This is a genomic window from Streptomyces sp. NPDC039480, from assembly GCF_055597165.1.
This window is the reverse complement of record NZ_JBVITX010000003.1, coordinates 376317-398551: the sequence shown is the minus strand read 5'-3', so window position 1 is coordinate 398551 and position 22235 is coordinate 376317. Positions and strand designations below refer to the sequence as shown.

Sequence of the window (22235 nt, the reverse complement as noted above, 5' to 3'; positions counted from 1 at the left end):
GTTCGAAGGAGCGGACGGCGGTTACAAACCGTGAAAGGTTCGCCTCGCGCGGTGGTCGGAGGCAAACGGTTTTCCGCCCTGGGGTAAAGAATCGGCCCGGTCCCGGCGTGCGCCGTGGCGGTGGGCGGGGGGAGTGCGGAGCGGGTGCGACCATGGGCGGATGCGAATAGCCGGTGGGGTGCGAGTGGTGGTCGCGGCAGCGGCCTGCGGTGTTCTTCTGACGTCCTGCGCGAGTGGGAACGACGACGGTTCGCGGAAGGGTGACGCCGGCGCGGAGCACGGCAAGAGTGAAGGACAGAGTCAGGGTGGTCAGGACGGGGCCGACGACCCCCGGCGCATTCCGGACGTCGGTGACCGCCTGCAGTCCGAGATTCCTCGGAACTCCCGTCAGGTCGTAGCTGTCTACGGCGACGGTGAGGACTCGGCGAAGTCGACCGTCGTGCTCTACACGAAGTCGGGGAGCAAGGACACCACCTGGGAGAAGGCCCGCAGCTGGCCCGCGCACAACGGCAAGAAGGGCTGGACCACCGACCACCGCGAGAACGACAAGCGCAGTCCGGTGGGCGTGTTCACGCTGACCGACGCGGGCGGAGTCCTCGCGGATCCGGGGGCCAAGTTCCCCTACACGGAGTCGGTGTCCATGCAGGCCCCGCACTACTGGCCCAAGACGCACTGGCACGACTTCGACTACGTCATCGCCATCGACTACAACCGCGCCAAGGGCACCCCGCCGAACGACCCGACGCGGCCGCAAGGGCAGGCCAAGGGCGGCAGCATCTGGCTGCACATGGACCACGGCAGCGGCACGTCGGGCTGCGTGAGCCTGTCCAAGGCGGCCATGAAGCACCTGCTGCGCACGCTCGATCCGAAGCAGCACCCGGTCGTGGTGATGGGTGACAGGGCGAACCTCCGGGCCTGAGCAGGGTGCGGAGGCCGAGGAACCGGGAGGCCAGGGCACCGGGAGGTCGGAGCAGCGGCGGCACCATTGCGGTGATCGGCGCCTGCCCATAGAAAGCCCCCATGAGAAGACGCGTCATGTCCATGCTCGCCGGAGCGGCCCTCGCGGCGAGCACCCTCCTCGGTGCCGGCACCGGCCCGGCCGCTGCCGCCACACCCCCACCGGAGTTCGGGAACGACTGGCACGACCCGGTCACCGCCGCGCCGCCCGTGCCGAAACCGCATACCAAGTCCTGTGAAGTGACGGTCGCCGAAGCGCAGTTCAAGGACTTCACGCCGTACAAGGGCGACTACGCCCCTCCGGAGAAGTGCGGCAAGGGCGACTGGGGCAAGGTGGTCCTGCGGCTCGACGGAAAGGTCAAGGGGCGGCAGTACGACCGTCTCGGCTATCTCCGCATCGGGGGCGTCGAAGTCTTCCGTACGTCGACTCCGCAACCGTCGGTCGACGGCATCACCTGGTCCGTCGAGAAGGACGTCACGCGGTACAGCGAAACCCTGGCCCGCGCCCAACAGGTCGAGATGCTCATCGGGAATGTCGTCAACGACACCTACACCGGGATCATCGACGTCAAGGTGAAGCTGACGTTCTACCAGCAGCGAAAGGCGGGTGCCGCCGAGCAGCGGAAGGCGGACGCCGCCGCCCGCGAGACGCCCGACCGGATCATCCCCCTCGGCGAGGGAACCACCGGCCCCACCGGTACCACCCTCACCACCCCCCGCAACAGCGAACGCATCGTCGCCGAGGTCTACGCCACAGGATCCGGCGGAGGCTGCGAGGAGTACTGGTACCTGACGGTGCCCGACGCCGCGCCCTACTCCTGCAAGGCCGACAAGGGCCCCTACCGCGAGGTCCAGGTCAAGGTCGACGGCCGACTGGCGGGCATCGCGGCGCCGTTCCCGACCGTGTGGACCGGCGGCTGGTCCAACCCCTTTCTCTGGTACGTGATCCCAGGGCCGCGCGCTTTCGACATCAAGCCCATCGAGTACGACTTGACGCCCTTCGCGGGCATCCTCAACGACGGCCGCCCGCACCGGGTGGAGGTCTCCGTCGCCGGCGTACCCGAGGCACAGACCGGCTGGAGCACGCCGGTCAACGTTCTGGTCTGGCAGGACGAGAAGAGCGACCACGTGACGGGCAGCCTGACCCGCCACAAGGAGGGCGACCTTGTCAATAAGTCGACCTACGCGCCGGGTTCGGGCGGCAAGGCGCACCGGCTCGACACGGAGGGCGGCCACCGGCTGAGCGTCTCCGGGTACGTGAACACTTCGCACGGCCGCGTCGCGACGACCGTGACGCGCACCCTCGCGAACACGTCCGTCCACCGCTGGACCGACGGCGAGTCGACGGACGCGCTCAAGGCCACCTGGACCGACCGCGAGACGGTCACGACAGGCCAACGCGCGGAGCGCACCGACCGGACGTACACCATGGACGGCACCACAACGCTCAGGGCCGGCGACCGGCTGCGGACCGAGATCTCCCTCGGGGACCGCGCCGAGAGAGTCACGGAGCGGGGTGACCGGCGCACCGGCTGGTCGGTGCTGGACGACCGCTACGACGGCGACGCGACGTACACCGCCAACGTCCCGCGCGACCAGCGGCACGCCGTCGGCACCTCGCGTGAGCGCTACCGGCTGGTCGGCGACACCGGCTGCTACGACCGGACTCTCGCCACCGTCCAGGGAACCCTGGCGGAGGACCGCCGGCGCTGCTGACCGGCGAGGACGCCGAGGCCCGAGGGCGGGCTCGGTGGCTGGTCCCCGCCACCGAGCCCGCCCGAGCCCCTACGCCTTCGGCTTCTCCGAGTCCATTCCCGGCCGCGCCTTCTTCCACAGCCCACGGGTGAAGTCCGGGATCGCCTGCGGCGCGCCCTTCGCCTTGATCGACAGATGGCTCAGCGGCACCGGCGCCGTCCACGTCGCGGCGTCGTACACATCGAAGTCCGGCACCAGACCGAGCTGCATGGTCTGCATCAGCCGGAAGATCATGATGTAGTCCATGCCGCCGTGCCCGCCGGGCGGGTTGGAGTGCTCCTTCCACAGCCAGTGGTCGAAGTCGGCGTACTTGGAGAAGTCGGCCCACCGGTCGTCCGTGTGGTCCGGCTCGATGTAGATGCGGGCGGGGTAGTCCTCGAAGACGCCCTTCGTGCCGCCGAGGCTGTTGATGCGGCTGTACGGGTGGGGCGTGGAAACGTCATGCTCAAGACGGATGACCCGTCCCTTCGCCGTCTGGACGAGACTGATCGTGCGGTCGCTCTCGATGTACGTCTCCTTCCAGCTCGGGTCCCCTGCGGGCATGTGTGCCTTGCGGTACTCGGCGAGGCCGAGCGCGGGCGTGCCGAAGCTGGAGATGTGTGTGACGCGGTCGCCGCGGTTGACGTCCATGTAGTTGGCGACCGGGCCGAAGCCGTGGTTGGGGTAGAGGTCGCCGCGCAGCCTGGTGTGCCACAGGCGTCGCCATGGCCCCTCGTAGTAGTCGGGGTCGAACATCAGACCGCGCAGGTCGTGGTTGTAGGCGCCCGCTCCGTGCAGCAGCTCGCCGAACTTGCCCGCGTGCGCCATGCGCAGGACGCGCATCTCGTTCTTGCCGTAGCAGCAGTTCTCCAGCTGCATACAGTGTCTGCGGGTGCGCTCGGACAGGTCGACGAGCTGCCACAGCTCGTCCAGGCGCATGGCGATCGGACACTCCACACCGACGTGCTTGCCGTTGACCATCGCCGACTTGGCCATGGCGAAGTGGAGTTCCCAGGGCGTGGCCACGTACACGAAGTCGATGTCGCCGCGTTTGCACAGGTTCTCGTAGTCGTGCTCGCCCTTGGTGTACGTCGCGGGGGCGGGCTGGCCCGCGGCCGTGACCTTCTTCGCGGCGGCCGCAGTCTTGTCCTTGACCGGGTCGCAGAGTGCGACCACGCGCACGCCCGGTATCGCGAGGAACAGGTCGATCATGCTGCCGCCGCGGTTGCCGAGCCCGATGATCCCGACCCGCACCGTGGAGCGCCGCTCGAACGGCACGCCGATCATGGTGTCGCCCTTGCGGGCGGGAGCCTCGGCCGTCCCAGCATCCGACGCCGGGGCTGCCGCGGCCGCCGCGGCAGGGGTGTCGGCGTGTGCCGTGCCGCCGGTGAAGGCGCCGACTCCGAGTCCCGCACCGGCGAGGCCCGCCGTGCGGAGCACCGTGCGGCGGGAGTGGCCGTCTCCCGCCGTGCTTCCGGTGCCGTCGTCGGGGGTGGTGGCGTCAGGGGTCGGGGTGGCGTTCTCGTCGTGCATCGGACCTCCGTAGCTGAATGTCGGCTGGTCTCTACCACTGGGGCGGAAGCCACCCTGGTGGCGGGCCCGGCCGGGGCGCAAGAGACAGGAGGGACCGAAGAGTTGGATTTATCGAAGGAGGAGCAGGAGCAGGGGGAATGCCGGTCACGGACGTGTCGCGCGCTCCAACTCCAGGAGTACGGAGTAGTAGCCGCGGCCCGTCGCGTGGTCCATGCCCACCTCGCACATGCGGTTCGCCGAGAGGTGTGCGTCGAAGGCGCGGGACGTGACCTCCGCCGCCTCCTTGCGCGTGGCCGACTCCGTGAGCTCCTTGTGGAGCATGCCGCGATCGCCCGCGAAGGCACAGCACCCGGCGTCGTCCGGGACGACCACCTCGTCCGCGCAGGCCTCGGCGACGGCCCGGAGCTGTGGCTCGTCTCCGAGGTGCTGCATGGAGCAGGTGGGGTGCAGCACGGCGGAGCCCACCGTGCGGTGCACCGTCAGATGGGGGAGGAGCTCGTCGGCGGCCCAGACGATCGAGTCGACGACCGTCAGCTCCCGGTGCAGCTCGCGGTTGTCGGCGGTCAGGTAGGGCACGACCTCGTGCGCGATGCCGAGCGTGCAGGACGAGGCGTCGACGATCAGCGGCAGGCGGCCGCCCGCCGTCCAGCCCCAGGCCGCTTCGACGATGCGATTGGCCATGATCCTGTTGCCGGCGTCGTACCCCTTGGAGTGCCAGATCGTCGCGCAGCACGTCCCCGCGACATCGTCCGGAATCCAAACCGGCTTCCCCGCGCGCGTGGAGACGGCGACGACGGCCTCCGCCAGGGAGCGGTCGCCCGGCCCGCCGAAGATGCGGTTGACGCACGCCGGGTAGTAGACGGCCGAGGCGCCGACGCGTCGGGTGCGCGGCAGTCTGCGTGCGGCCGCACCGGGGATCTGCGGCAGCCACTCGGGGACCAGATCCGGACGCACGGCCTTGCGGGCGGTGCGGGTCACCGCGGTCAACAGCCGGTCGCCGATTCTGTCGGCGGCGGCCACCGCCAGCCGCGCGGATGCCTCGACAGCCTTGAAGTTCCTCGCGGCGAGAGCGGCCGCCTTCTCCTCGCGGGGCGAGTGCCGCGCATGACGGAAGTCCTTCATCAGGGCGCCCGTGTCGATACCGACGGGGCAGGCGATCCGGCAGGTCGAGTCGCCCGCGCAGGTGTCCACGGCGTCGTAGCCGTACGCCTCGACGAGGCCGTCCTCGACGGGGGAGCCCGCGGGCTGGCGCATCATCTCGCGGCGGAGCACGATGCGCTGGCGCGGTGTCGTGGTCAAGTCCTCGCTGGGGCAGGTCGGTTCACAGAAGCCGCACTCGATGCACGGGTCGGCGATCGGCTCCACCTTGGGGATGGTCTTCAGGCCGCGCAGATGGGCCTTCGGATCGCGGTCGAGGACGATGCGGGGCGCGAGCACGCCGTCCGGGTCGATGACCTGCTTGGTGCGCCACATCAACTCGGTCGCCTTGGCGCCCCATTCGAGCTCCAGGAAGGGCGCGATATTGCGTCCTGTGGCGTGCTCGGCCTTCAGGGAGCCGTCGAAACGCTCGACCGTCAGGCGGCAGAACTCGTCCATGAACGTGGCGTAGCGCTCCACGTCGGCGGGGACCGCCGCGTCGAAGGCGAGCAGGAAGTGGAGGTTGCCGTGCGCCGCGTGGCCCGCGACGGCGGTGTCGAAGCCGTGCCGCGTCTGGAGGCCGAGCAGCGCTTCGCAGGCCTCGGCGAGCCGACCCGGCGGAACGGCGAAGTCCTCGGTGATCAGTGTCGTCCCCGAAGGGCGGGAGCCGCCGACAGCGGTGACGAAGGCCTTGCGCGCCTTCCAATAGCCCCCGATCGTCTTCGCGTCGCGGGTGAACGTGTTGGTCACCGACGGGACGGGCGCGACCAGTTCGAGCCCTTCGAGGGCTTGGGCGGCCGCTGCCTCGTACGCCTCCTGGGCGGCCTCGTCCGGGGCGCGGAACTCCACCAGGAGGGCGGCCGTGGACTTCGGGAGGTCCGCCCAGTCGGCGGGCACGCCCTGCACGCTGACCGACGCGCGCAAGGTGTTGCCGTCCATCAGCTCGACGGCGAGCGCGCCCGCGGAGGTGAACAACGGCACCGCCGCGGCGGCCGCGGGCAGCGAGGGGAAGAACAGCAGAGCGGTTGTCGTGTGCCGCTCCAGAGGCAGCGTGTCGAAGACGACCTCGGAGATGAAGCCGAAGGTGCCCTCGGAGCCGACCATCAGGCCGCGCAGGATCTCCACGGGCGTCGCGCCGTCGAGGAAGGCGTCCAGGCGGTACCCATTGGTGTTCTTGATTTCGTACTTGGCGCGGATGCGGGCCACCAGCTCGGCGTCCGCCTCGATCTCCCGCTTGATGGCCAGCAGGCCCTCGCACAGCTCCGGCTCCGCGTGCGCCAGTTGCTCGTCGGCGTCCGGCTCGGCCGTGTCCACGACAGTCCCGGAGGGGAGGACGAAGGTCAGGGAGGCGACTGTGCGGTACGCATTGCGGGTGGTGCCCGCGGTCATGCCCGACGCGTTGTTCGCCACGACGCCGCCGACCGTGCAGGCGATCGCGCTCGCCGGGTCGGGGCCGAGCACCCGGCCGTACCGGGACAGCGTGGTGTTGGCGCGCACGACCGTCGTGCCGGGGCCGATGCGGGCGCGCTCGCCCTCGCCGAGTACCTCGACGCCCGACCAGTGCTTGCGCACGTCGACGAGGATGTCCTCGCCCTGCGCCTGGCCGTTCAGCGAGGTGCCCGCCGCGCGGAAGACGACTTCGCGGCCCTTGCCGTGTGCGTACGACAGGACGGCCGACACGTCGTCGATGTCCTCGGGGACGACCACGACCTGCGGCACGAAGCGATAGGGGCTGGCGTCCGACGCGTACCGCACGAGGTCGGAGATCTTCGTCAGGACCTTGTCCGCGCCGAGCAGCGCGGTCAGGTCGGAGCGCAGCGGCTCGGGGGTGCCGCCGCCCCGCCCGTCCGGCACGCGGTCGTGCGACGGGCCGTCCGTGCGCGACGCGGGACCGGGGCGCAGGGCGTCCGGCTCGGGCTCCAGCAGTGGCATGAGCTCTCCTCGACGGTTGCGGCGGCGGACGGTGTCAGCAGCGGCGGACGTCCGGCACGTCGAACAGCGCGTTCAGCAGGATGCCCAGCTGGGCGCGCTGCTCGGTGTCCAGTGGAGCCAGGATGTCCTCCGCGGCGGCGCGCCGCGCGCCGCGCAGCTCACCGAGGGCCTTCAGCCCGGCGTCGGTGAGCTCGATCCGGATCACCCGGCGATTGGTCGGGTCGGGCGCGCGTCGGACGAGATCGGCGGATTCCAGCGCGTCGACCAGGGTGGTCACGGCGCGCGGGACGACTTCGAGGCGCTCGGCGAGGTCGGCCATGCGCGGCGGGGTCTCGTAGTGCGCGAGGGTGCGCAGCAGGCGGGACTGGGCCGGCGTGATGCCGATCGGCACCAGATGGCGCTTCTGGATCCGCTGCAGCCTGCGGGTCAGCCGCAGCAACTGTTCGGCGAGCAGGCCGTCTGGGTCCGGGGTGTTCATACGGGAACTTTACCAGGACCTTGTGCATTGTGAGTATAGGTAACAGTGAGCTATGCTCCCTGAGTCATCGTCGTCCGAAATCCCGAAGGAGCCCATGCGTCACGACGAACCCACCTGGACGCCGCAGCCCCCCGCCCCCGGCGAGGAGCCGCAGCCGCGCCAGATGCGCCGCATCCTCCGCCTCTTCCGGCCCTATCGAGGCCGCCTCGCGATCGTGGGCCTGCTGGTCTGCGCCGCGTCGCTCGTCTCGGTGGCGACCCCCTTCCTGCTCAAGGAGATCCTCGACACCGCTCTGCCGCAGGGGCGCACGGGCCTGCTGAGCCTGCTCGCGCTCGGCATGTTCCTCAGCGCGGTCGTCACCAGCGTCTTCGGCGTCCTGCAGACCCTGATCAGCACATCCGTCGGCCAGCGCGTCATGCACGACCTGCGCACCGCGGTCTACGGCCGGCTGCAGAGCATGTCCCTTGCCTTCTTCACCCGCACCCGCACGGGCGAGGTCCAGTCCCGCATCGCCAACGACATCGGCGGCATGCAGGCGACGGTCACCTCCACCGCCACCTCCCTGGTCTCGAACCTCACGAGTGTCATCGCGACCGTCGTCGCCATGCTCGCCCTGGACTGGCGGCTCACGGTCGTCTCGCTCCTCCTGCTCCCGGTCTTCGTGTGGATCAGCCGCCGCGTCGGCCGTGAGCGCAAGAAGATCGCCACGCAGCGCCAGAAGCAGATGGCCGCGATGGCCGCGACGGTCACCGAGTCGCTCTCGGTGAGCGGCATCGTCCTCGGCCGCACCATGGGGCGGGCCGACTCCCTCACCAAGTCCTTCGCTGAGGAGTCCGAGCGCCTGGTCGACCTGGAGATCCGGTCGAACATGGCGGGCCGCTGGCGCATGGCCGTCATCTCGATCGTCATGGCCGCCATGCCCGCCGTCATCTACTGGACCGCGGGCATCGCCTTCCAGACGGGCGGCCCGACCGTCTCGATCGGCACGCTCGTCGCCTTCGTCTCGCTGCAGCAGGGTCTGTTCCGCCCGACCGTGAGCCTGCTCTCGACCGGCGTGCAGATCCAGACGTCGCTCGCCCTCTTCCAGCGCATCTTCGAGTACCTCGACCTGCCCATCGACATCACCGAGCCGGAGAAGCCGGTGCACCTCGACAAGATCAAGGGCGAGGTCCGCTTCGAGAAGGTCGAGTTCCGTTACGACGAGAAGTCGGACCCCACGCTCCAGGACATCGACATCGCCATACCCGCGGGCGGCAGCCTCGCCGTGGTCGGCGCCACCGGCTCCGGCAAGTCGACCCTGAGCCATCTGGTGCCCAGGCTCTACGACGTCACGGCCGGCCGCGTCACCCTCGACGGGGTCGACGTGCGCGAACTCGACTTCGACACCCTCGCGCGTGCCGTCGGCGTCGTCTCCCAGGAGACGTATCTCTTCCACGCCTCGGTCGCGGACAACCTCCGCTTCGCCAAGCCCGACGCCACCGACGAGGAGCTGGAGACCGCCGCCCGAGCCGCCCAGATCCACGACCACATCGCCTCACTCCCCGACGGGTACGACACGGTCGTCGGCGAGCGCGGCCACCGTTTCTCCGGCGGTGAGAAGCAGCGCCTGGCCATCGCCCGCACCATCCTGCGGGACCCGCCGGTCCTCATCCTCGACGAAGCGACCAGCGCCCTGGACACGCGCACGGAGCGAGCCGTGCAGGAGGCCATCGACGCGCTGTCCGCGGGTCGGACCACCCTGACCATCGCCCACCGCCTCTCCACCGTCCGAGGCGCCGACCAGATCGTGGTCCTGGACGCAGGCCGCACCGCGGAGCGCGGCACCCACGAGGAGCTCATGGAGCGCGACGGCCGTTACGCCGCTCTCGTCCGCAGAGACGCCCAACTGGAGCCGGTTACGTGAAGATATGCCAGGAATATGACCATTTGCGGGTTACCGTGCCCGCATGCAGACCAAGACTCCGAGACGTGGCACGACTCAACTGACGCGCCGGGGCCGGATCGCCCTGATCGCGACCGGAGCCGCCGTCGCGGCAGCCGCTGTGGCGGTGCCGCTGCTGCTTCCTGAGGACGACACTCAGCCCAAGACCCTGACCATCCCGGAAGGGTGGCGCTCGGGTCAGGTGTACGCGGCCGTGGACAAGGCTCTAGGGGTGCCCGCCGGCACCACGAAGAAGGCTCTCCCGAAGGCCGGCCTCAAACTCCCCCGCGACGCCGGCGGCAACCCCGAGGGGTACCTCTTCCCGGCGACGTACCCGATCGACTCCCAGTCGACTCCGGCATCCGTCCTGTCGTACATGGTGAACACCGCGAACAAGAAGTTCGGCGGCGGTCAGGTCACGGCGGGCGCGGACCGGAATGCCGTCAACCTCTACCAAACCATCACCATCGCGAGCATGATCGAGGCCGAGGCGGGCTCCAAGGAGGAGATGGGCAAGGTCGCCCGGGTCATCTACAACCGCCTTGACCAGGGCATGCCGCTACAGATGGACTCCACCATCAACTACGCGCTCAACCGCTCCACACTGGCCACCAGTGAACGTGACACCAAGATCAGCAGCCCGTACAACACCTACGCACGCATGGGTCTGCCGCCCACGCCGATCGGCAACCCCGGAGAAGAGGCGATGCGGGCGGCCATCAACCCGACTCCGGGGAACTGGCTGTACTTCGTGACGGTAAAGCCGGGGGACACGCGTTTTACGGCGAGCTTTGAGGAACACCAGAAGAACGTGGGGGAGTTCAACAAGGAGAAGTAGCAGGAGGCCAGGGCGAGATAGGGGGACTCGCCGAGGTTCGGCTTCTCCTTGACCTCAACCGTGGTTCAGGTACAACGCTTTTCTCAACCGTACCGCTCAGTATGCAGGAGGAGCCGACCATGGCCGCACCGATAGCACGTGCCTTTCCCGACGTCCGGCGCGCGGACGCAGGGACGATCCTCGTCAGTTCCTGGACCCTGCCGGCCCCGGGGGTCCAGAAGCAGGCCGCGGACCTGGTGATCGAGGAGTGGGAACACCAGGAACGCCCGGCGGGGATGCTGTCGTTCACCACATTCCTCAGCGAGAACGGCCGTGAGGTGCTCAATTACGCGCAGTGGACGGATGACGACTCCCATCGCGCGTGGGCACGTGCGGCGCAGGCCTCCGAGGACATGAGCAGGGTCGACCGAATGGTCCTGGGCATCGAGCGGCCCGGGGAGGTCCGTTATTCGCTCTATCGCAGCTACGCCACCGAGGAAAGGGCGGAAAGCACCCCCGGCGCACTGGTCACCCCCATCTTCCAGACCGACGGGCCCGACCGGCAGCGCGCCTTCATCGACGGCGTCGTGGCGATCCTGGAGCGGACCCGCCCGCCGGGGCTCCTCGCGGCCCATTTCCACACGAGCAAGGACGGGCGGCTGGTGCTCAACCACGGGGAGTGGCGGGACATGTCGGCCTGGCGGCGTTTCACCGAGGGGGGCGGCACCGTCGAGCTGGGCGTGATGATCGACGGCCTGGAGGGCGTCACTCCGGCCCCCACCCAGCCCAGTGTGCCGCGCTACCTCCCGTACAAGAGCCTGGTGAACGTCGCCGCACCCTGAACGGCGGCACCCGAAGGTGAACGTCGCCGCACCTTGAACTGGGCGCCCGGAGTGGCCGTCCGGCCTCTTGTGCCGCGCTGAGCGGCGCGAGAGGCTGGCATGCGCTCCATGCAGAAGCAGTAGAACCACGGGCTATAACCGCACCGCGCACCGCACCGCACCGCACATGATCCGACCCCTTCCGGTCAACGAAAGGTTCAGGTGCACCGGGAATGAGAATGCCCTCCCGCTGGCGGCAGGCAGCGGTGCTGCTCTCCGCCACCACGCTGACCGCCAGCGGCCTGCTCGGTGCCGCTCCCGCCGCTCCCGACACTTCCGCCACGGACGCGGCTTCCGGGAACTCCGTCGGCTCCACCCTCCCCGACAAGAAACTGCGCCTCGCGAGCGGCTCGGAGCATCCCGTGCCGAACGGCTGGATCGCCGTGTTGAAGGAGCCCGGTCCGGGGAACCGAAGCGCAGCCGTCGGCTCCTCCGCCGTGCCCGGCGTGGCGCGCGAGCTCGTCGGCCGGGCCGAAGGGGCACGGCTCGGGCACATCTACCGGGCGGCGCTGCACGGCTTCTCCGCCCGGATGAGCCGCACACAGGCCGCCGAGCTGGCCGCCGACCCCCGCGTCGCGTACGTCCGCCAGGACACCCGGGTCCGCATCGACACCCCGCGGGCCGCCCCGCCCCGGGCCGAGGCCGACGGGGTCTCCACCCGCGAGCAGACCCAGCCCGACGCGCCCTGGGGACTGGACCGCATCGACCAGCGGCGGCTCCCGCTGTCCACCACGTACACCTACCGCACCACCGCACCCGGCGTGAGCGTGTACGTCATCGACACCGGACTGCGGACCACACACACGGAGTTCGGCGGCCGCGCCACGGTCGGTACCGACACCGTGGGCGACGGCCGGAACGGCGACGACTGCAACGGTCACGGAACCCATGTGGGAGGCATAGCCGCAGGCGCGACGTACGGCGTGGCGAAGCAGGCCCGCCTGGTCGCGGTGCGGGTCCTCAACTGTCAGGGCTCGGGCACCACATCGGGCGTCGTCGCGGGCGTCGACTGGGTGACGGCGAAGGGCGCCAGGCCCGCCGTCGCGAACATGAGCCTCGGCGGCGGAGCCAGCGACGTCCTCGACAGCGCGGTGCGGCGCTCCATACGCTCCGGGGTCACCTACACCGTCGCGGCGGGCAGCTCCGGACAGGCGGGCGGCGCCTGCAACACCTCGCCCTCGCGGGTGGCCGAGACGATCAGTGTCGGCGCCAGCGACCGGGGCGACCGCCGGGCTTCCTCCTCCAACCACGGCAACTGCGTGTCCCTCTTCGCGCCGGGCGTGCAGATTCCCTCGGCGTGGAAGGACGGCGACACCGCGACAGCCACGCTCAACGGCACGTCGATGGCCAGCGGGCACGCGGCCGGCGCCGCCGCGCTGCACCTCGGTTTCCGGCCCACGGACACGCCGGCGCAGGTCAAGCGGGGCCTCGTCGACAACGCGACCACGGGTGTGCTGCAGGGCACCCCACCCGTCACACCCGACAGGCTCCTCTACACCCTGTACCTGCGCTAGGCCCGCCGGGGGGGGGGCAGGCCGCGTCATACCGCGACGGGTGCGCCCGCCAGCAGCCGCTGGATGTCGCGCACCGCCGCACGCCCCGCGCGGTTGGCGCCGATCGTGCTGGCCGAAGGCCCGTACCCCACGAGGTGGACGCGCGGGTCGGCGGCGGCCCGGGTGCCTTCCAACCGGATGCCGCCGCCCGGCTCGCGCAGCCGCAGCGGCGCCAGGTGGTCGACCGCCGGGCGGAAGCCCGTCGCCCAGAGGATCACATCGGCGTCGACACGGCGGCCGTCGTCCCACTCGACGCCGGTCGGCGTGATCCGGTCGAACATCGGCAGCCGGTCGAGGACGCCGTCGGCCCGTGCCTGCCGGATCGCGTCGTTCACCGGCAGTCCCGTCACCGACACCACGCTCCGCGGCGGCAGGCCCTGGCGCACGCGCTCCTCGACCATGGCGACGGCCGCACGCCCCCAGTTCTCGTCGAACGGCCCCTCGCGGAACACCGGCTCGCTCCGGGTGACCCAGGTCGTCGCGGCCGCGTACGGGGCGATCTCCATGAGGTGCTGAGTGCCGGACGCGCCACCGCCCACGACGATCACCCGTTGACCCTCGAACGCCTCGGGTCCGGGGTAGATCGCCGTGTGCAGCTGTCGCCCGCGGAAGGTGTCCTGGCCCGGGTAGCGCGGCCAGAACGGCCGGTCCCAGGTGCCCGTCGCGCTGATCAGCGCCCGCGTCGACCAGGTGCCCGCCGACGTCTCGACGAGCAGCCTGCCGCCGTCGCCCTCGCGGACCCGGTGCACGTCGACGGGGCGCCGGACCCCCAGGTCGAAGCGGCGCTCGTACTCCTCGAAGTACTCGCCGATGACCTCCGACGACGGGCGCGCGGGGTCCGCGCCCGTCAGCTCCATGCCGGGGAGCGCGTGCATGCCGTGCACCTTCCCGTACGTCAAGGAAGGCCACCGGAACTGCCAGGCGCCGCCGGGCCGGGGAGCGTGGTCGAGGACCACGAAGTCCCGGCCCGGCGTGAAACCGACCCGCCGCAGGTGGTAGGCGCTGGACAGGCCCGCCTGCCCGGCGCCGATGACGACGACGTCCACGTCGTGCACCGCCTCCCGCGCCGCTTCCCCTACCGCCGCCGGCGCTGCCGCTTCCCGTACCCCGATGTCGTTCACGTTTCTACTAACCTCACCGGGGTCCGGGATCTTCCCGACGGGGCGGATTTCTCAGCGTCCTCCTGCCACCAGCAGCGGCGCGCCGCCGGGGGCGGAGGCGGGGCGGCCGTTCGCCGCGGGCACGCCCGCGAGCGGCGACGCCGGAATGCGGGGCAGCAGCCCGCGCGCGGCGAGGTCCGGGATGACGCCCTCACCGAACCAGTACGCCTCCTCCAGGTGCGGATAACCGGACAGCACGAAGTGCTCGACGCCGAGCGCGTGGTACTCCTCGATCCGGTCGGCGACGTCGGCGTGGCTGCCGACCAGGGCCGTGCCCGCGCCGCCGCGCACCAGGCCGACACCGGCCCACAGGTTCGGCGAGATCTCCAGCTTGTCCCGCGAGCCGCCGTGCAGCGCGAGCATGCGCTGCTGGCCCACCGACTCGCTGCGGCCGAGGGCTTCCTGAGCGGCGGCGACGGTGTCCGGATCCAGGTCGTCGAGCAGCCGGTTCGCGGTCGCCCACGCCTCCGTGGCCGAGTCCCGGGAGATGGTGTGCAGACGGATGCCGAAACGGACCGTGCGGCCCTCCTTCTCGGCGAGTCCGCGAATCCAGTCGATCTTCTGCTTGACCTGCTCCGGCGGCTCGCCCCACGTCAGATACACATCCGTGTGCCGCGCGGCCACGGGCCCGGCGGCCGCCGACGACCCGCCGAAGAAGATCTCCGGCAGCGGGTCCGGCGGCAGCGCGGTCAGACCGCCCTCGACCTGGAAGTGCTCGCCGTCGAAGTCGTACGGCTTGCCGCTCCACACCCCTCGTACGACCGAGAGGAACTCGTCGGTGCGGGCGTAGCGGCGGTCGTGGTCCAAGTGGTCGCCGAACCGCCGCTGTTCGGTCGAGTCGCCGCCCGTCACCACGTTGAGCAGCAGTCGGCCGCGGGTGATGCGCTGATACGTCGCCGCCATCTGCGCCGCGAGCACGGGGGAGAGCACGCCAGGGCGGAAGGCGACGAGGAACTTGAGGCGCTCGGTGTGCTGGGCGAGCGCGACCGTCGTCAGCCAGGCGTCCTCGCACCACGTGCCGGTCGGGGTGAGCACCGCCTCGAAGCCCAACTGCTCGGCGGCCTTGGCGATCTGGGCCAGGTATTCGATGTCGGGCGCGCGGACGCCGCTCACCGGGGTGACGCGGGAGCGCGTGATGCCGCCGTCGGTGTAGGCGTGCCGGTCGACGAGAGTGCGGCCGTCGCCGCCCGTCGGCAGGAACCAGTGCAGGTGGACGGTCATGGTCAGGACTCCTTGCGGTACGTGCGCGGCTTGCTGGTGGAGGGCGGCAGATCGCCGTTGAAGCGGGTGTCGACGTAGTCGCCGAAGTCGATGCGGCGCGGGATCAGCTTCAGCTCGGCGAAGGTGTCCGCGATCTTCTGTTCGGACCTGACCACGTTCTTGTCCACGGCCACCGTGACGCGGGTGCCGTTGGTGCGCTTGACCGCGTCGAGCGCGACTTCGTAGGGCAGGCCGGTGTCCTTCGCCCAGACCTTCGCCCAGGCCTCCGGGTGTTTGTGGACCCAGTCCTGCGCCCTGCGGAGCCGCTCCAGGTAGTCGGAGATCGCCGCGCTCTTCTTCTTGTCGTCGAGCGCGCCGGGCGCCGCGGCCTGGAAGGCGAGGCCGTTCACCACCCCGTCGCCGTCGGTCAGGACGCGGCCCTTCTTGCCGCGCAAAACCTGCGAGGTGTACGGGTCCCAGACGGCCCAGGCGTCGACCTTCCCGCTGGTGAACGCGGCGAGCGCGTCGGCGGGCTGGAGGTACTTGACGTCGACGTCCTTGAAGGCGAGCCCGGCCTTCTTCAGGGACGCGATCAGCTGGTAGTGCGCCGACGAACCCTGCGCCACGGCAACGGACTTGCCCTTCAGCTCCCTGGTCTTCTTCAGCGGCGAGCCGTTGGGCACGAGGATCGTGTCCCCGGCCGCCGTGCCGTGGCTCGCGGCCACCACGGAAATCTTCGAGCCCGCGCCCGCCGCGAAGACCGGCGGGGTGTTGCCGATGCCGCCGATGTCGACGGCCTTGGCGTTGATGGCCTCCAGCAGGGGAGGGCCGGACGTGAAGGTGGACCAGCGGATCTTGTAGTCGAGGTCGTCGAGCTCCCCGGCCGCGCGCAGCACGGCTTCCGAACCGCCTTTCTGGTCACCGACGTTCAAGGTCAGCGACCCCTTGCCGTCGGTGCCGCCGCCGGCGCCGCCGATCGATGTGCCGGCGGACGAGGTGCCGGAGCAGGCGGCGAGCAGCAGGGCCAGGGGGAGCAGGAGGAGGGCGGGGGTCGGGCGTGGTCGTCGCATGACGGTTCCGTTCGCTTCGATACGTGGGGACGGGGGTGGGGGATCGGGGTTTGTTCAGGCGGCGGGGGCTTCGGCGGGTGCCTCGACGCCGAGCCGCTGGAGCAACTCCGCGCGGAGCTCGCCGAAGCGGGGGTCGGAGATGCCGCGCGGCCGCTCCAGGCCGATCTCCTTCTCGTACGCGATGACACCGCCGTCCATGACGAGCACCCGGTCGGCGAGGAGCACGGCCTCCTCCACGTCGTGCGTGACGAGCAGCACCGCGCAGCCCCGCCGCTGCCACAGTTCGTCGACGAGCCGCTGCGCCTTGAGGCGGGTGAGCGCGTCGAGCGCGCCGAACGGCTCGTCGAGCAACAGCAGGTCGGGCTCGCGGACCAGGGCCCGGGCCAGCGAGGCGCGCTGGGCCTCGCCGCCGGAGAGCGTCTTGGGCCAGGCCGTGGTGCGGTGCTTCAGGCCCACCTCGTCCAGTGCCCGCTCCGCGACGCCCCGGTCGGGCCGGCCCGGCAGCCCGAGCAGCACATTGCGCCACACCCGTTTCCACGGCATCAGCCGCGGCGCCTGGAACGCGACGGCCTTGCGGCGCGGGACGAGCACGGTGCCCTCGATGTCGCGGTCGAGCCCGGCGAGGATGCGCAGCAACGTCGACTTCCCGCAGCCGCTCCGGCCCAGCAGCGCCACGAACTCGCCCTGCCGCACGTCGAGGTGCAGGTCGTCGATGACGGCGCGCCCGTCGAAGGTGCGGGTGAGCCCGTCGACGCGCACGGCGGACGGGGCCGCGGTGGTGGTCACCGGCCGGTGAACGTCGGTCGCCATTGCAGCAGCAGCCTTTCGAGGGTTCGGACGACGAAGTCGGCGGTCAGGCCGAGGAAGGCGTAGACGACCAGGCAGACGACGATCACGTCGGTACGGAGGAAGTCGCGGGCCTGGACCATGAGGAAGCCGATGCCTGCGTCGGCGTTGACCTGCTCGGCGAAGACGAGGGCGAGCCAGGAGATGCCCAGCGAGTAGCGGAGTCCCGTCATGGCTCCGGGCAGGGCCCCCGGCAGGATGACGTGCCGCACGAGCCCCCACCGCGACAGGCCCAGCGACTCCCCGGCCTCGATCAACTGGGCGTCGACGCCCCGGATGCCGGCGTACACGTTCAGATAGAGCGGGAACGAGACACCGAGGGTGATGATGGCGATCTTCGGCGCCTCTCCGATGCCGAACCAGATGATGAACAGCGGGATGAGCCCGACGAACGGCACGGTGCGGAGCATCTGCACGCTGGCGTCCACGAGGTCCTCGCCGATGCGGAAGAGCCCGGACACGAGGGCGAGCGCCGTGCCGACGACAGTGCCGAACAGCAGCCCCAGCGCGACGCGCTGCAGCGATACACCCATGGCGTTGGGCAGGGACCCGTCTCCGATGAGGTCACCGGCGACCCGGGCGACGGTCCCGGGCGAGGCGAGCACGTCGCCGGTCAGCACGCCGGTGGCGCTGAGGACCTGCCAGAGCGCGAGCAGCGCGAGCGGGCCCGAGGTGCGACGCACCCAGCGGGGGACGCGGGCGCGGCGACTGGAGGAGGGGACGAGGGCTACGAGTTCAGGTCCGGGTACAGGGTCGAACACGGATTTAGGGGATATGTCGGGTTCTGATGAGGCATGCGGAGGGGCATGACTGACGCGCACAGGCGCTCCAGGGGAGGAGAGGGAAAGGGGAGGGGTGTAGAGGGGGAAGGGTTACGGACGCCCAATGCGGAGGCGAATCGGCCCGTGACTCGGCCCGTGACTCGGCCCGTGGCTCGGCTCGCGGTCCGGCCCGTGACTAGGCCCGTGGCTCGGCCCGCGGATCGGTCCGTGTCTCAGACCGCGCATGCAGGCATACGCGGACAGCACGGGCGCCTACCGGCCGGAAGAACCGGCGGCGGAGGGAAAACGCGAAAGCGGGTGAAAGGGCGTCAGCAGCCGCGGCGACACGCGGAGGAGGCCACCCGCAGCAGGTCGATGTGACCGCGCGTGGTGAGCAGGGCTGAACGCAACATGCCGCAGAACGTAGCCAGATCGTGCACGCACGGTCAATGGCGTCTCGAAAGGCGGACTCGCGGTATCAGGGAATGGGAGGTGGCGTGGGGGAAGATGGGTGTATGTCCGATGCATTCACCACCCGAGTCCTGCAGGTCACCACCGGTTCGAGCGAGGTGGTCGTCGACCTCACCACCGACTGCGAGGCCTTCCTGCGCGAGGCGGCAGGCGGCCGCGACGGCCTCCTCAACATCTTCGTCCCGCACGCCACGGCGGGCATCGCCGTCCTGGAGACGGGCGCGGGCAGCGACGACGACCTGCTCGCGGCGCTGCACACCCTGCTCCCCGCCGACGACCGCTGGCAGCACCGCCACGGCAGCCCGGGCCATGGCCGCGACCACGTCCTGCCGGCCCTGGTCCCCCCGCACGCGACGCTGCCGGTCGTCAACGGCGGCCTGGAGCTGGGCACCTGGCAGTCGGTGTGCCTGGTCGACACGAACGTCGACAATCCGGAGCGGAAGGTGCGGCTGAGCTTCCTCGGCTGACCGCGTCGGCCCGACGCGGTCGGCCGAGGGGCGAGCGGGCGCCTGAACCGAAGGTCAGCGAGCGAGGGTTTCGAGGGACGACCGAAGGGTTTCCCGCAGCTGGCCCATCTGCTCGGTGCCGTAGGTCCAGCTGTCGTACTCGTTCTGTACGAGCAGATGGCCGCCGAAGCTCGCGGTGCCGATCTTCGGCGGCATGCCGGCAGCGTTGGCGGTGCCTCCGAAGCGCAGCAGCCGCGTCCCCTCCGGGACCGGGTGGGCGGGGATGCGACCGACGTTGGATATGCCGTAGCTGACGACCGGGGCCGGCAGCGCGACGCCGCGGGCACCGGCGCGGAGGGCGGCGAGCAGGAAGCGCTCCGGGTCGCGTCGGCGCAGGGCCTCGGCGAACTGCGTGGCCACCTGCTGACCGATGCCCTCCACCCGGTCCTCGGGCGAGACGGACAGCGGTGTCTGCAGACCGGTGATGCAGTTGAGCACGGTGCTCAGCGGCAGCTGGGGCGTCAGCCTGGTGCGCAGATCGACGCCGTGGCCGCACACCATCGGCAGCGGGCCGTGCTCGGGCGCGAGCTGCGCGCGCACGGCGGCGAGCACCAGGCCGGTGACCAGGCTGTTGACGGTGACCCCACGGGTGCGCGCCGCGGCGGTCACGGCGTCGGTGGTGGCGGTGTCGAACTCCAGCCGGTCGACGACGAAGCGCCGGTCCGCAGCCGTACGGTCGGCGCGGCCCACGGCCTCCGTCGGCAGCGTGGCGGGCTTGAAGCCGTCCGCTCCTTGGACGAGGGCGTCGACCAGCTCGTCGAGTTCACCGGCCGGGAAGGCGCCGGCCAGCCGGCTGTCGATGGCCTCGGGCAGTTCCTCACGTCGCTCGGCCGCGGGGTCCGCCCCGGCGGCGAGGGCGGTGTAGAGCCGCCAGAATTCGTCCAGCAGGGCGAAGGCGGAGCGGCCGTCGGCCAGACCGTGGTGGACGCCGAGCACGACTTGGCTGCGTTCGTCGTCGGTGAGCAGCCAGGCGTGCAGCATGCTCTCGGTCCAGTCGGGGCGGAAGTTGATGAGTTCCGCGAAGGGGCCCTCGATGCCGTTCAGCACGGTAAGCGGCGGTTGGACTCGGTCCCGGACGCGGAGGAGGGGCCCCGCGTCGCCGGCCACGACCTCGGTGCGCAGCATCGGGTGTCGGTCGGCCAGGAGACCGAGGGCCCGGGATATCAGGGCGGGGCGCAGCCGGCCGTCCACCAGGGACTCGACGTAGGCCGGCATGTCGCACAGCGGCAGTCCGGCGGCCTCGACGAAATAGACGCTCTCGAACGGTGAGACAGGGCGTTGGCTGGTCATGTGATGGGGTTCTCCGATGTGCGGGGTCGACCGGGCGGGGCAGGAAGCGGGCGGGCGGCGAGAGGCCTCAGCCCGTCCAGGAGGATGGCCAGGGGGCGGCGCCAGGACGTGGGCGCGGCCGGTACGGCGCGGCCGAGCGCGGCCAGCAGGAAGAGCAGATCGTCGACGGCGAGGTCGCCGCGGACGACACCTTGGTCCTGGCCCCGGCGCAGCAGGGTGTCGAGGGTCCGGCGATGGGCTTCCCGGCAGGCGTCGAGCGTGTGGCTGCCCCGGACACCGGTGGTGATGACGTCGTTGGCGCCGCGGTCGGTGGCGAGCAGTGTGAAGACGACATCGAGGTAGGCGGTGAGGGCCCTCCAGGCGTCCGGTTCGGCTCTCGTCTTCTCCGCCGTGCGCAGCATCGCGGTGAGGGGGTCACGGAAGACGGCTTCCAGCAGGTCGGCCCGGTGGGCGAAGTGGCGGTAGAGGGTGGCGTTCCCGACCCCGGCCCGGCGGGCGACGCAGTCCAGCGGAGCGTCGACGCCACGCAGGGCGAAGATCTCCCGGGCGGCCCGTATCAGCAGGTCGCGGCTGTGCCGTGCGTCCCTGCGCAGAGGGGCCCGACCGTCGTCGCTGCTCGGCATGGCGGCACCCTAACAGCAACCGTGGACTGCTCCCCGCTTCGTTGTTAGGGTCATGATCAAGGTGACCGGGGATCTTCCCGGCCTCGTTGCCGCTCCCGGCACCGGGCCGTACGACCGCGAGGAACTGCCATGGCAACAAGGCCTTTTGAGGATCTGTCAGCACTTGGCCAGGAGTTCGTGGATGATCCGCATCCGGTCTACGCGGGTCTGCGCGCCCAGGGCGCCGTGCACCGCGTGCGCACAGCCGCTTCCGGTGAGTTCTGGCTGGTCGTCGGGTATCAGGAGGCACGCTCGGCGCTCACCGACCCGCGCCTGTCCAACGACATACGACACTCGGCCGGTTGGTCGGACGACGGTGGCAACTCCATCGGCCTGAACATGGTGCAGACCGATCCGCCGCAGCACACCCGGCTGCGCAAGCTGGTCGCCCGGGAGTTCACCGCCCGGCGGATCGAGGCGCTCCGCCCGCGGATCCAGCAGATCGCCGACGAACTCGTGGACGCCATGCTGCCGGTGGGCCGAGCGGACCTCGTTGAGGCGTTCGCGTTGCCGCTGCCCCTGGCCGTGATCTGTGAACTGCTGGGCGTGCCCGGCACGGACCGCAAGGCCTTCCACGACTGGTACTTGGAGAGCACCGACTTCTCCCGGCCGGAGGCGGCGGCCGCCGCGGCGCAGGCGATGACCGGGTACCTCGCCGACCTCGTCGCCGCCAAGCAGCGCGCGCCCGAGGACGACCTGCTGAGCGCTCTGGCCCGGAACATGGCCGACGACGAGGACCGCCTGTCCTTCGAGGAAATGCTGGGCATGGCCTTCCTGTTGCTGGTGGCCGGGTACGAGACGGCGGCCAACCTGATCTCCAGCGGCACCCTCGCCCTGCTGCGCCACCCCGACCAGTTGGCGGCATTGCGCGCCGACTGGTCGCTGCTGCCGAACGCGGTGGAGGAGATGCTGCGTTACGAAGGACCGGTGGAGACCACGGCCTTCCGCTACGCCAGGGAGACCTTGGACATCGGCGGCCGGACGATCGCACAGGGCGAGTCCGTGGCCGTGGTCCTGGGAGCCGCCTCCCGGGCCCCCGAGAAGTTCACCGAGCCCGACCGGTTCGACATCCACCGGGAAGCCCGCGGACACTTGGCGTTCGGTTACGGCATCCATCACTGCCTGGGCGCCCCACTGGCCCGGATGCAGGGCGCCATCGCCTTCCGCACGCTCCTGGAACGATGCCCTCGCCTGGCGCTCGACACCGACCCGGGCGACCTCGCCTGGCGCCCCAGCATGATGCTGCGCGGTCTTCATCAGCTGCCGGTCACCTTCGGCTGACGGCCCGCTGCCCCGGGCCCTGCGCGGGCCCGGGGCAGCGGCGGG

The 22235-nt window shown here is 70.8% G+C and carries 19 protein-coding genes; 8 read left to right on the top strand and 11 right to left on the bottom strand.

Annotation, left to right across the window (positions count from 1 at the left end):
* Positions 1–184 precede the first annotated feature (184 nt).
* Positions 185–919: a L,D-transpeptidase family protein gene (locus tag ACZ56E_RS12470; RefSeq protein WP_471214087.1), complete on the top strand. Its 735-nt coding sequence runs from the start codon at positions 185–187 to the stop codon at positions 917–919.
* Between the two features lie 101 nt (positions 920–1020).
* Complete coding sequence (locus tag ACZ56E_RS12465) at positions 1021–2673, top strand: peptide-N4-asparagine amidase (RefSeq protein WP_471213625.1); 1653 nt, start codon at positions 1021–1023, stop codon at positions 2671–2673.
* 69 nt (positions 2674–2742) lie between these two features.
* Here the strand turns inward: ACZ56E_RS12465 and ACZ56E_RS12460 are convergent, their stop codons facing one another.
* From ACZ56E_RS12460 to ACZ56E_RS12450, 3 genes are all read right to left on the bottom strand, one after another.
* A complete protein-coding gene (locus tag ACZ56E_RS12460; RefSeq protein ID WP_471213623.1) occupies positions 2743–4224 on the bottom strand; it encodes a Gfo/Idh/MocA family protein in 1482 nt (493 codons plus the stop codon).
* 144 nt (positions 4225–4368) lie between these two features.
* The gene (locus ACZ56E_RS12455; protein ID WP_471213622.1) at positions 4369–7293 is read right to left on the bottom strand and encodes an FAD-binding and (Fe-S)-binding domain-containing protein; all 2925 of its coding nucleotides are present in this window, start codon (positions 7291–7293) and stop codon (positions 4369–4371) included.
* Positions 7294–7327: 34 nt separating this feature from the next.
* Complete coding sequence (locus ACZ56E_RS12450; protein WP_471213620.1) at positions 7328–7771, bottom strand: MarR family winged helix-turn-helix transcriptional regulator; 444 nt, start codon at positions 7769–7771, stop codon at positions 7328–7330.
* A gap of 94 nt (positions 7772–7865) precedes the next feature.
* Between ACZ56E_RS12450 and ACZ56E_RS12445 the strand changes: the two genes are divergently transcribed.
* The 4 genes from ACZ56E_RS12445 to ACZ56E_RS12430 all read left to right on the top strand — a co-directional run bounded on the left by ACZ56E_RS12445 (position 7866) and on the right by ACZ56E_RS12430 (position 12904).
* Positions 7866–9674 (top strand): ABC transporter ATP-binding protein, encoded by a 1809-nt coding sequence (locus tag ACZ56E_RS12445; RefSeq protein WP_471213618.1) that lies wholly within the window; start codon positions 7866–7868, stop codon positions 9672–9674.
* Between the two features lie 43 nt (positions 9675–9717).
* Positions 9718–10530, top strand: a complete 813-nt coding sequence (gene mltG, locus ACZ56E_RS12440) for an endolytic transglycosylase MltG (protein WP_471213617.1) — start codon at positions 9718–9720, stop codon at positions 10528–10530.
* Positions 10531–10649: 119 nt separating this feature from the next.
* Entirely contained in the window at positions 10650–11351 is a 702-nt protein-coding gene (locus ACZ56E_RS12435; RefSeq protein ID WP_471213615.1) for an antibiotic biosynthesis monooxygenase, read from the top strand.
* Positions 11352–11563: 212 nt separating this feature from the next.
* Positions 11564–12904 (top strand): S8 family peptidase, encoded by a 1341-nt coding sequence (locus ACZ56E_RS12430; RefSeq protein WP_471213614.1) that lies wholly within the window; start codon positions 11564–11566, stop codon positions 12902–12904.
* 26 nt (positions 12905–12930) lie between these two features.
* Here ACZ56E_RS12430 and ACZ56E_RS12425 read toward each other — a convergent pair whose 3' ends face one another.
* The 6 genes from ACZ56E_RS12425 to ACZ56E_RS12400 form a co-directional block, all read right to left on the bottom strand.
* On the bottom strand, positions 12931–13998 hold the full coding sequence (locus ACZ56E_RS12425) for an NAD(P)-binding domain-containing protein (protein WP_471214085.1): 1068 nt from the start codon (positions 13996–13998) through the stop codon (positions 12931–12933).
* Positions 13999–14115: 117 nt separating this feature from the next.
* Positions 14116–15324 (bottom strand): LLM class flavin-dependent oxidoreductase, encoded by a 1209-nt coding sequence (locus ACZ56E_RS12420; protein ID WP_471213613.1) that lies wholly within the window; start codon positions 15322–15324, stop codon positions 14116–14118.
* Between the two features lie 2 nt (positions 15325–15326).
* Positions 15327–16373 carry an ABC transporter substrate-binding protein gene (locus tag ACZ56E_RS12415; protein WP_471213612.1) on the bottom strand — a complete coding sequence of 349 codons (1047 nt, stop codon included), beginning with the start codon at positions 16371–16373 and terminating at the stop codon, positions 15327–15329.
* 54 nt (positions 16374–16427) lie between these two features.
* Positions 16428–17183 carry an ABC transporter ATP-binding protein gene (locus ACZ56E_RS12410; RefSeq protein WP_471213611.1) on the bottom strand — a complete coding sequence of 252 codons (756 nt, stop codon included), beginning with the start codon at positions 17181–17183 and terminating at the stop codon, positions 16428–16430.
* Positions 17156–18040: an ABC transporter permease gene (locus ACZ56E_RS12405; protein WP_471213609.1), complete on the bottom strand. Its 885-nt coding sequence runs from the start codon at positions 18038–18040 to the stop codon at positions 17156–17158. The genes ACZ56E_RS12410 and ACZ56E_RS12405 overlap by 28 nt, the downstream gene beginning before the upstream one ends.
* 269 nt (positions 18041–18309) lie before the next feature.
* A complete protein-coding gene (locus ACZ56E_RS12400) occupies positions 18310–18393 on the bottom strand; it encodes a putative leader peptide (protein ID WP_355809829.1) in 84 nt (27 codons plus the stop codon).
* Positions 18394–18495: 102 nt separating this feature from the next.
* On the opposite strand from ACZ56E_RS12400, the gene ACZ56E_RS12395 reads away from it, so the two are divergent.
* Positions 18496–18918, top strand: coding sequence for a secondary thiamine-phosphate synthase enzyme YjbQ (locus ACZ56E_RS12395; protein WP_471213606.1), 423 nt, complete (start codon positions 18496–18498; stop codon positions 18916–18918).
* A gap of 54 nt (positions 18919–18972) precedes the next feature.
* Here the strand turns inward: ACZ56E_RS12395 and ACZ56E_RS12390 are convergent, their stop codons facing one another.
* The gene (locus ACZ56E_RS12390; RefSeq protein ID WP_471213604.1) at positions 18973–20247 is read right to left on the bottom strand and encodes a phthiocerol/phthiodiolone dimycocerosyl transferase family protein; all 1275 of its coding nucleotides are present in this window, start codon (positions 20245–20247) and stop codon (positions 18973–18975) included.
* Positions 20244–20870, bottom strand: coding sequence for a TetR/AcrR family transcriptional regulator (locus tag ACZ56E_RS12385; protein ID WP_471213602.1), 627 nt, complete (start codon positions 20868–20870; stop codon positions 20244–20246). The genes ACZ56E_RS12390 and ACZ56E_RS12385 overlap by 4 nt, the downstream gene beginning before the upstream one ends.
* A 129-nt stretch (positions 20871–20999) precedes the next feature.
* On the opposite strand from ACZ56E_RS12385, the gene ACZ56E_RS12380 reads away from it, so the two are divergent.
* Positions 21000–22190, top strand: coding sequence for a cytochrome P450 family protein (locus ACZ56E_RS12380; protein WP_471213601.1), 1191 nt, complete (start codon positions 21000–21002; stop codon positions 22188–22190).
* Positions 22191–22235 lie beyond the last annotated feature (45 nt).

Excerpts from the sequence above, each read along its gene's own strand:
- ACZ56E_RS12465 (WP_471213625.1), top strand. The coding sequence starts at position 1,021 with ATGAGAAGACGCGTCATGTCCATGCTCGCCGGAGCGGCCCTCGCGGCG.
- ACZ56E_RS12460 (WP_471213623.1), bottom strand. The coding sequence starts at position 4,224 with ATGCACGACGAGAACGCCACCCCGACCCCTGACGCCACCACCCCCGAC.
- ACZ56E_RS12455 (WP_471213622.1), bottom strand. The coding sequence starts at position 7,293 with ATGCCACTGCTGGAGCCCGAGCCGGACGCCCTGCGCCCCGGTCCCGCG.
- ACZ56E_RS12450 (WP_471213620.1), bottom strand. The coding sequence starts at position 7,771 with ATGAACACCCCGGACCCAGACGGCCTGCTCGCCGAACAGTTGCTGCGG.
- ACZ56E_RS12445 (WP_471213618.1), top strand. The coding sequence starts at position 7,866 with ATGCGTCACGACGAACCCACCTGGACGCCGCAGCCCCCCGCCCCCGGC.
- mltG (WP_471213617.1), top strand. The coding sequence starts at position 9,718 with ATGCAGACCAAGACTCCGAGACGTGGCACGACTCAACTGACGCGCCGG.
- ACZ56E_RS12435 (WP_471213615.1), top strand. The coding sequence starts at position 10,650 with ATGGCCGCACCGATAGCACGTGCCTTTCCCGACGTCCGGCGCGCGGAC.
- ACZ56E_RS12430 (WP_471213614.1), top strand. The coding sequence starts at position 11,564 with ATGAGAATGCCCTCCCGCTGGCGGCAGGCAGCGGTGCTGCTCTCCGCC.
- ACZ56E_RS12420 (WP_471213613.1), bottom strand. The coding sequence starts at position 15,324 with ATGACCGTCCACCTGCACTGGTTCCTGCCGACGGGCGGCGACGGCCGC.
- ACZ56E_RS12415 (WP_471213612.1), bottom strand. The coding sequence starts at position 16,373 with ATGCGACGACCACGCCCGACCCCCGCCCTCCTCCTGCTCCCCCTGGCC.
- ACZ56E_RS12410 (WP_471213611.1), bottom strand. The coding sequence starts at position 17,183 with ATGGCGACCGACGTTCACCGGCCGGTGACCACCACCGCGGCCCCGTCC.
- ACZ56E_RS12400 (WP_355809829.1), bottom strand. The coding sequence starts at position 18,393 with ATGTTGCGTTCAGCCCTGCTCACCACGCGCGGTCACATCGACCTGCTG.
- ACZ56E_RS12395 (WP_471213606.1), top strand. The coding sequence starts at position 18,496 with ATGTCCGATGCATTCACCACCCGAGTCCTGCAGGTCACCACCGGTTCG.
- ACZ56E_RS12390 (WP_471213604.1), bottom strand. The coding sequence starts at position 20,247 with ATGACCAGCCAACGCCCTGTCTCACCGTTCGAGAGCGTCTATTTCGTC.
- ACZ56E_RS12385 (WP_471213602.1), bottom strand. The coding sequence starts at position 20,870 with ATGCCGAGCAGCGACGACGGTCGGGCCCCTCTGCGCAGGGACGCACGG.
- ACZ56E_RS12380 (WP_471213601.1), top strand. The coding sequence starts at position 21,000 with ATGGCAACAAGGCCTTTTGAGGATCTGTCAGCACTTGGCCAGGAGTTC.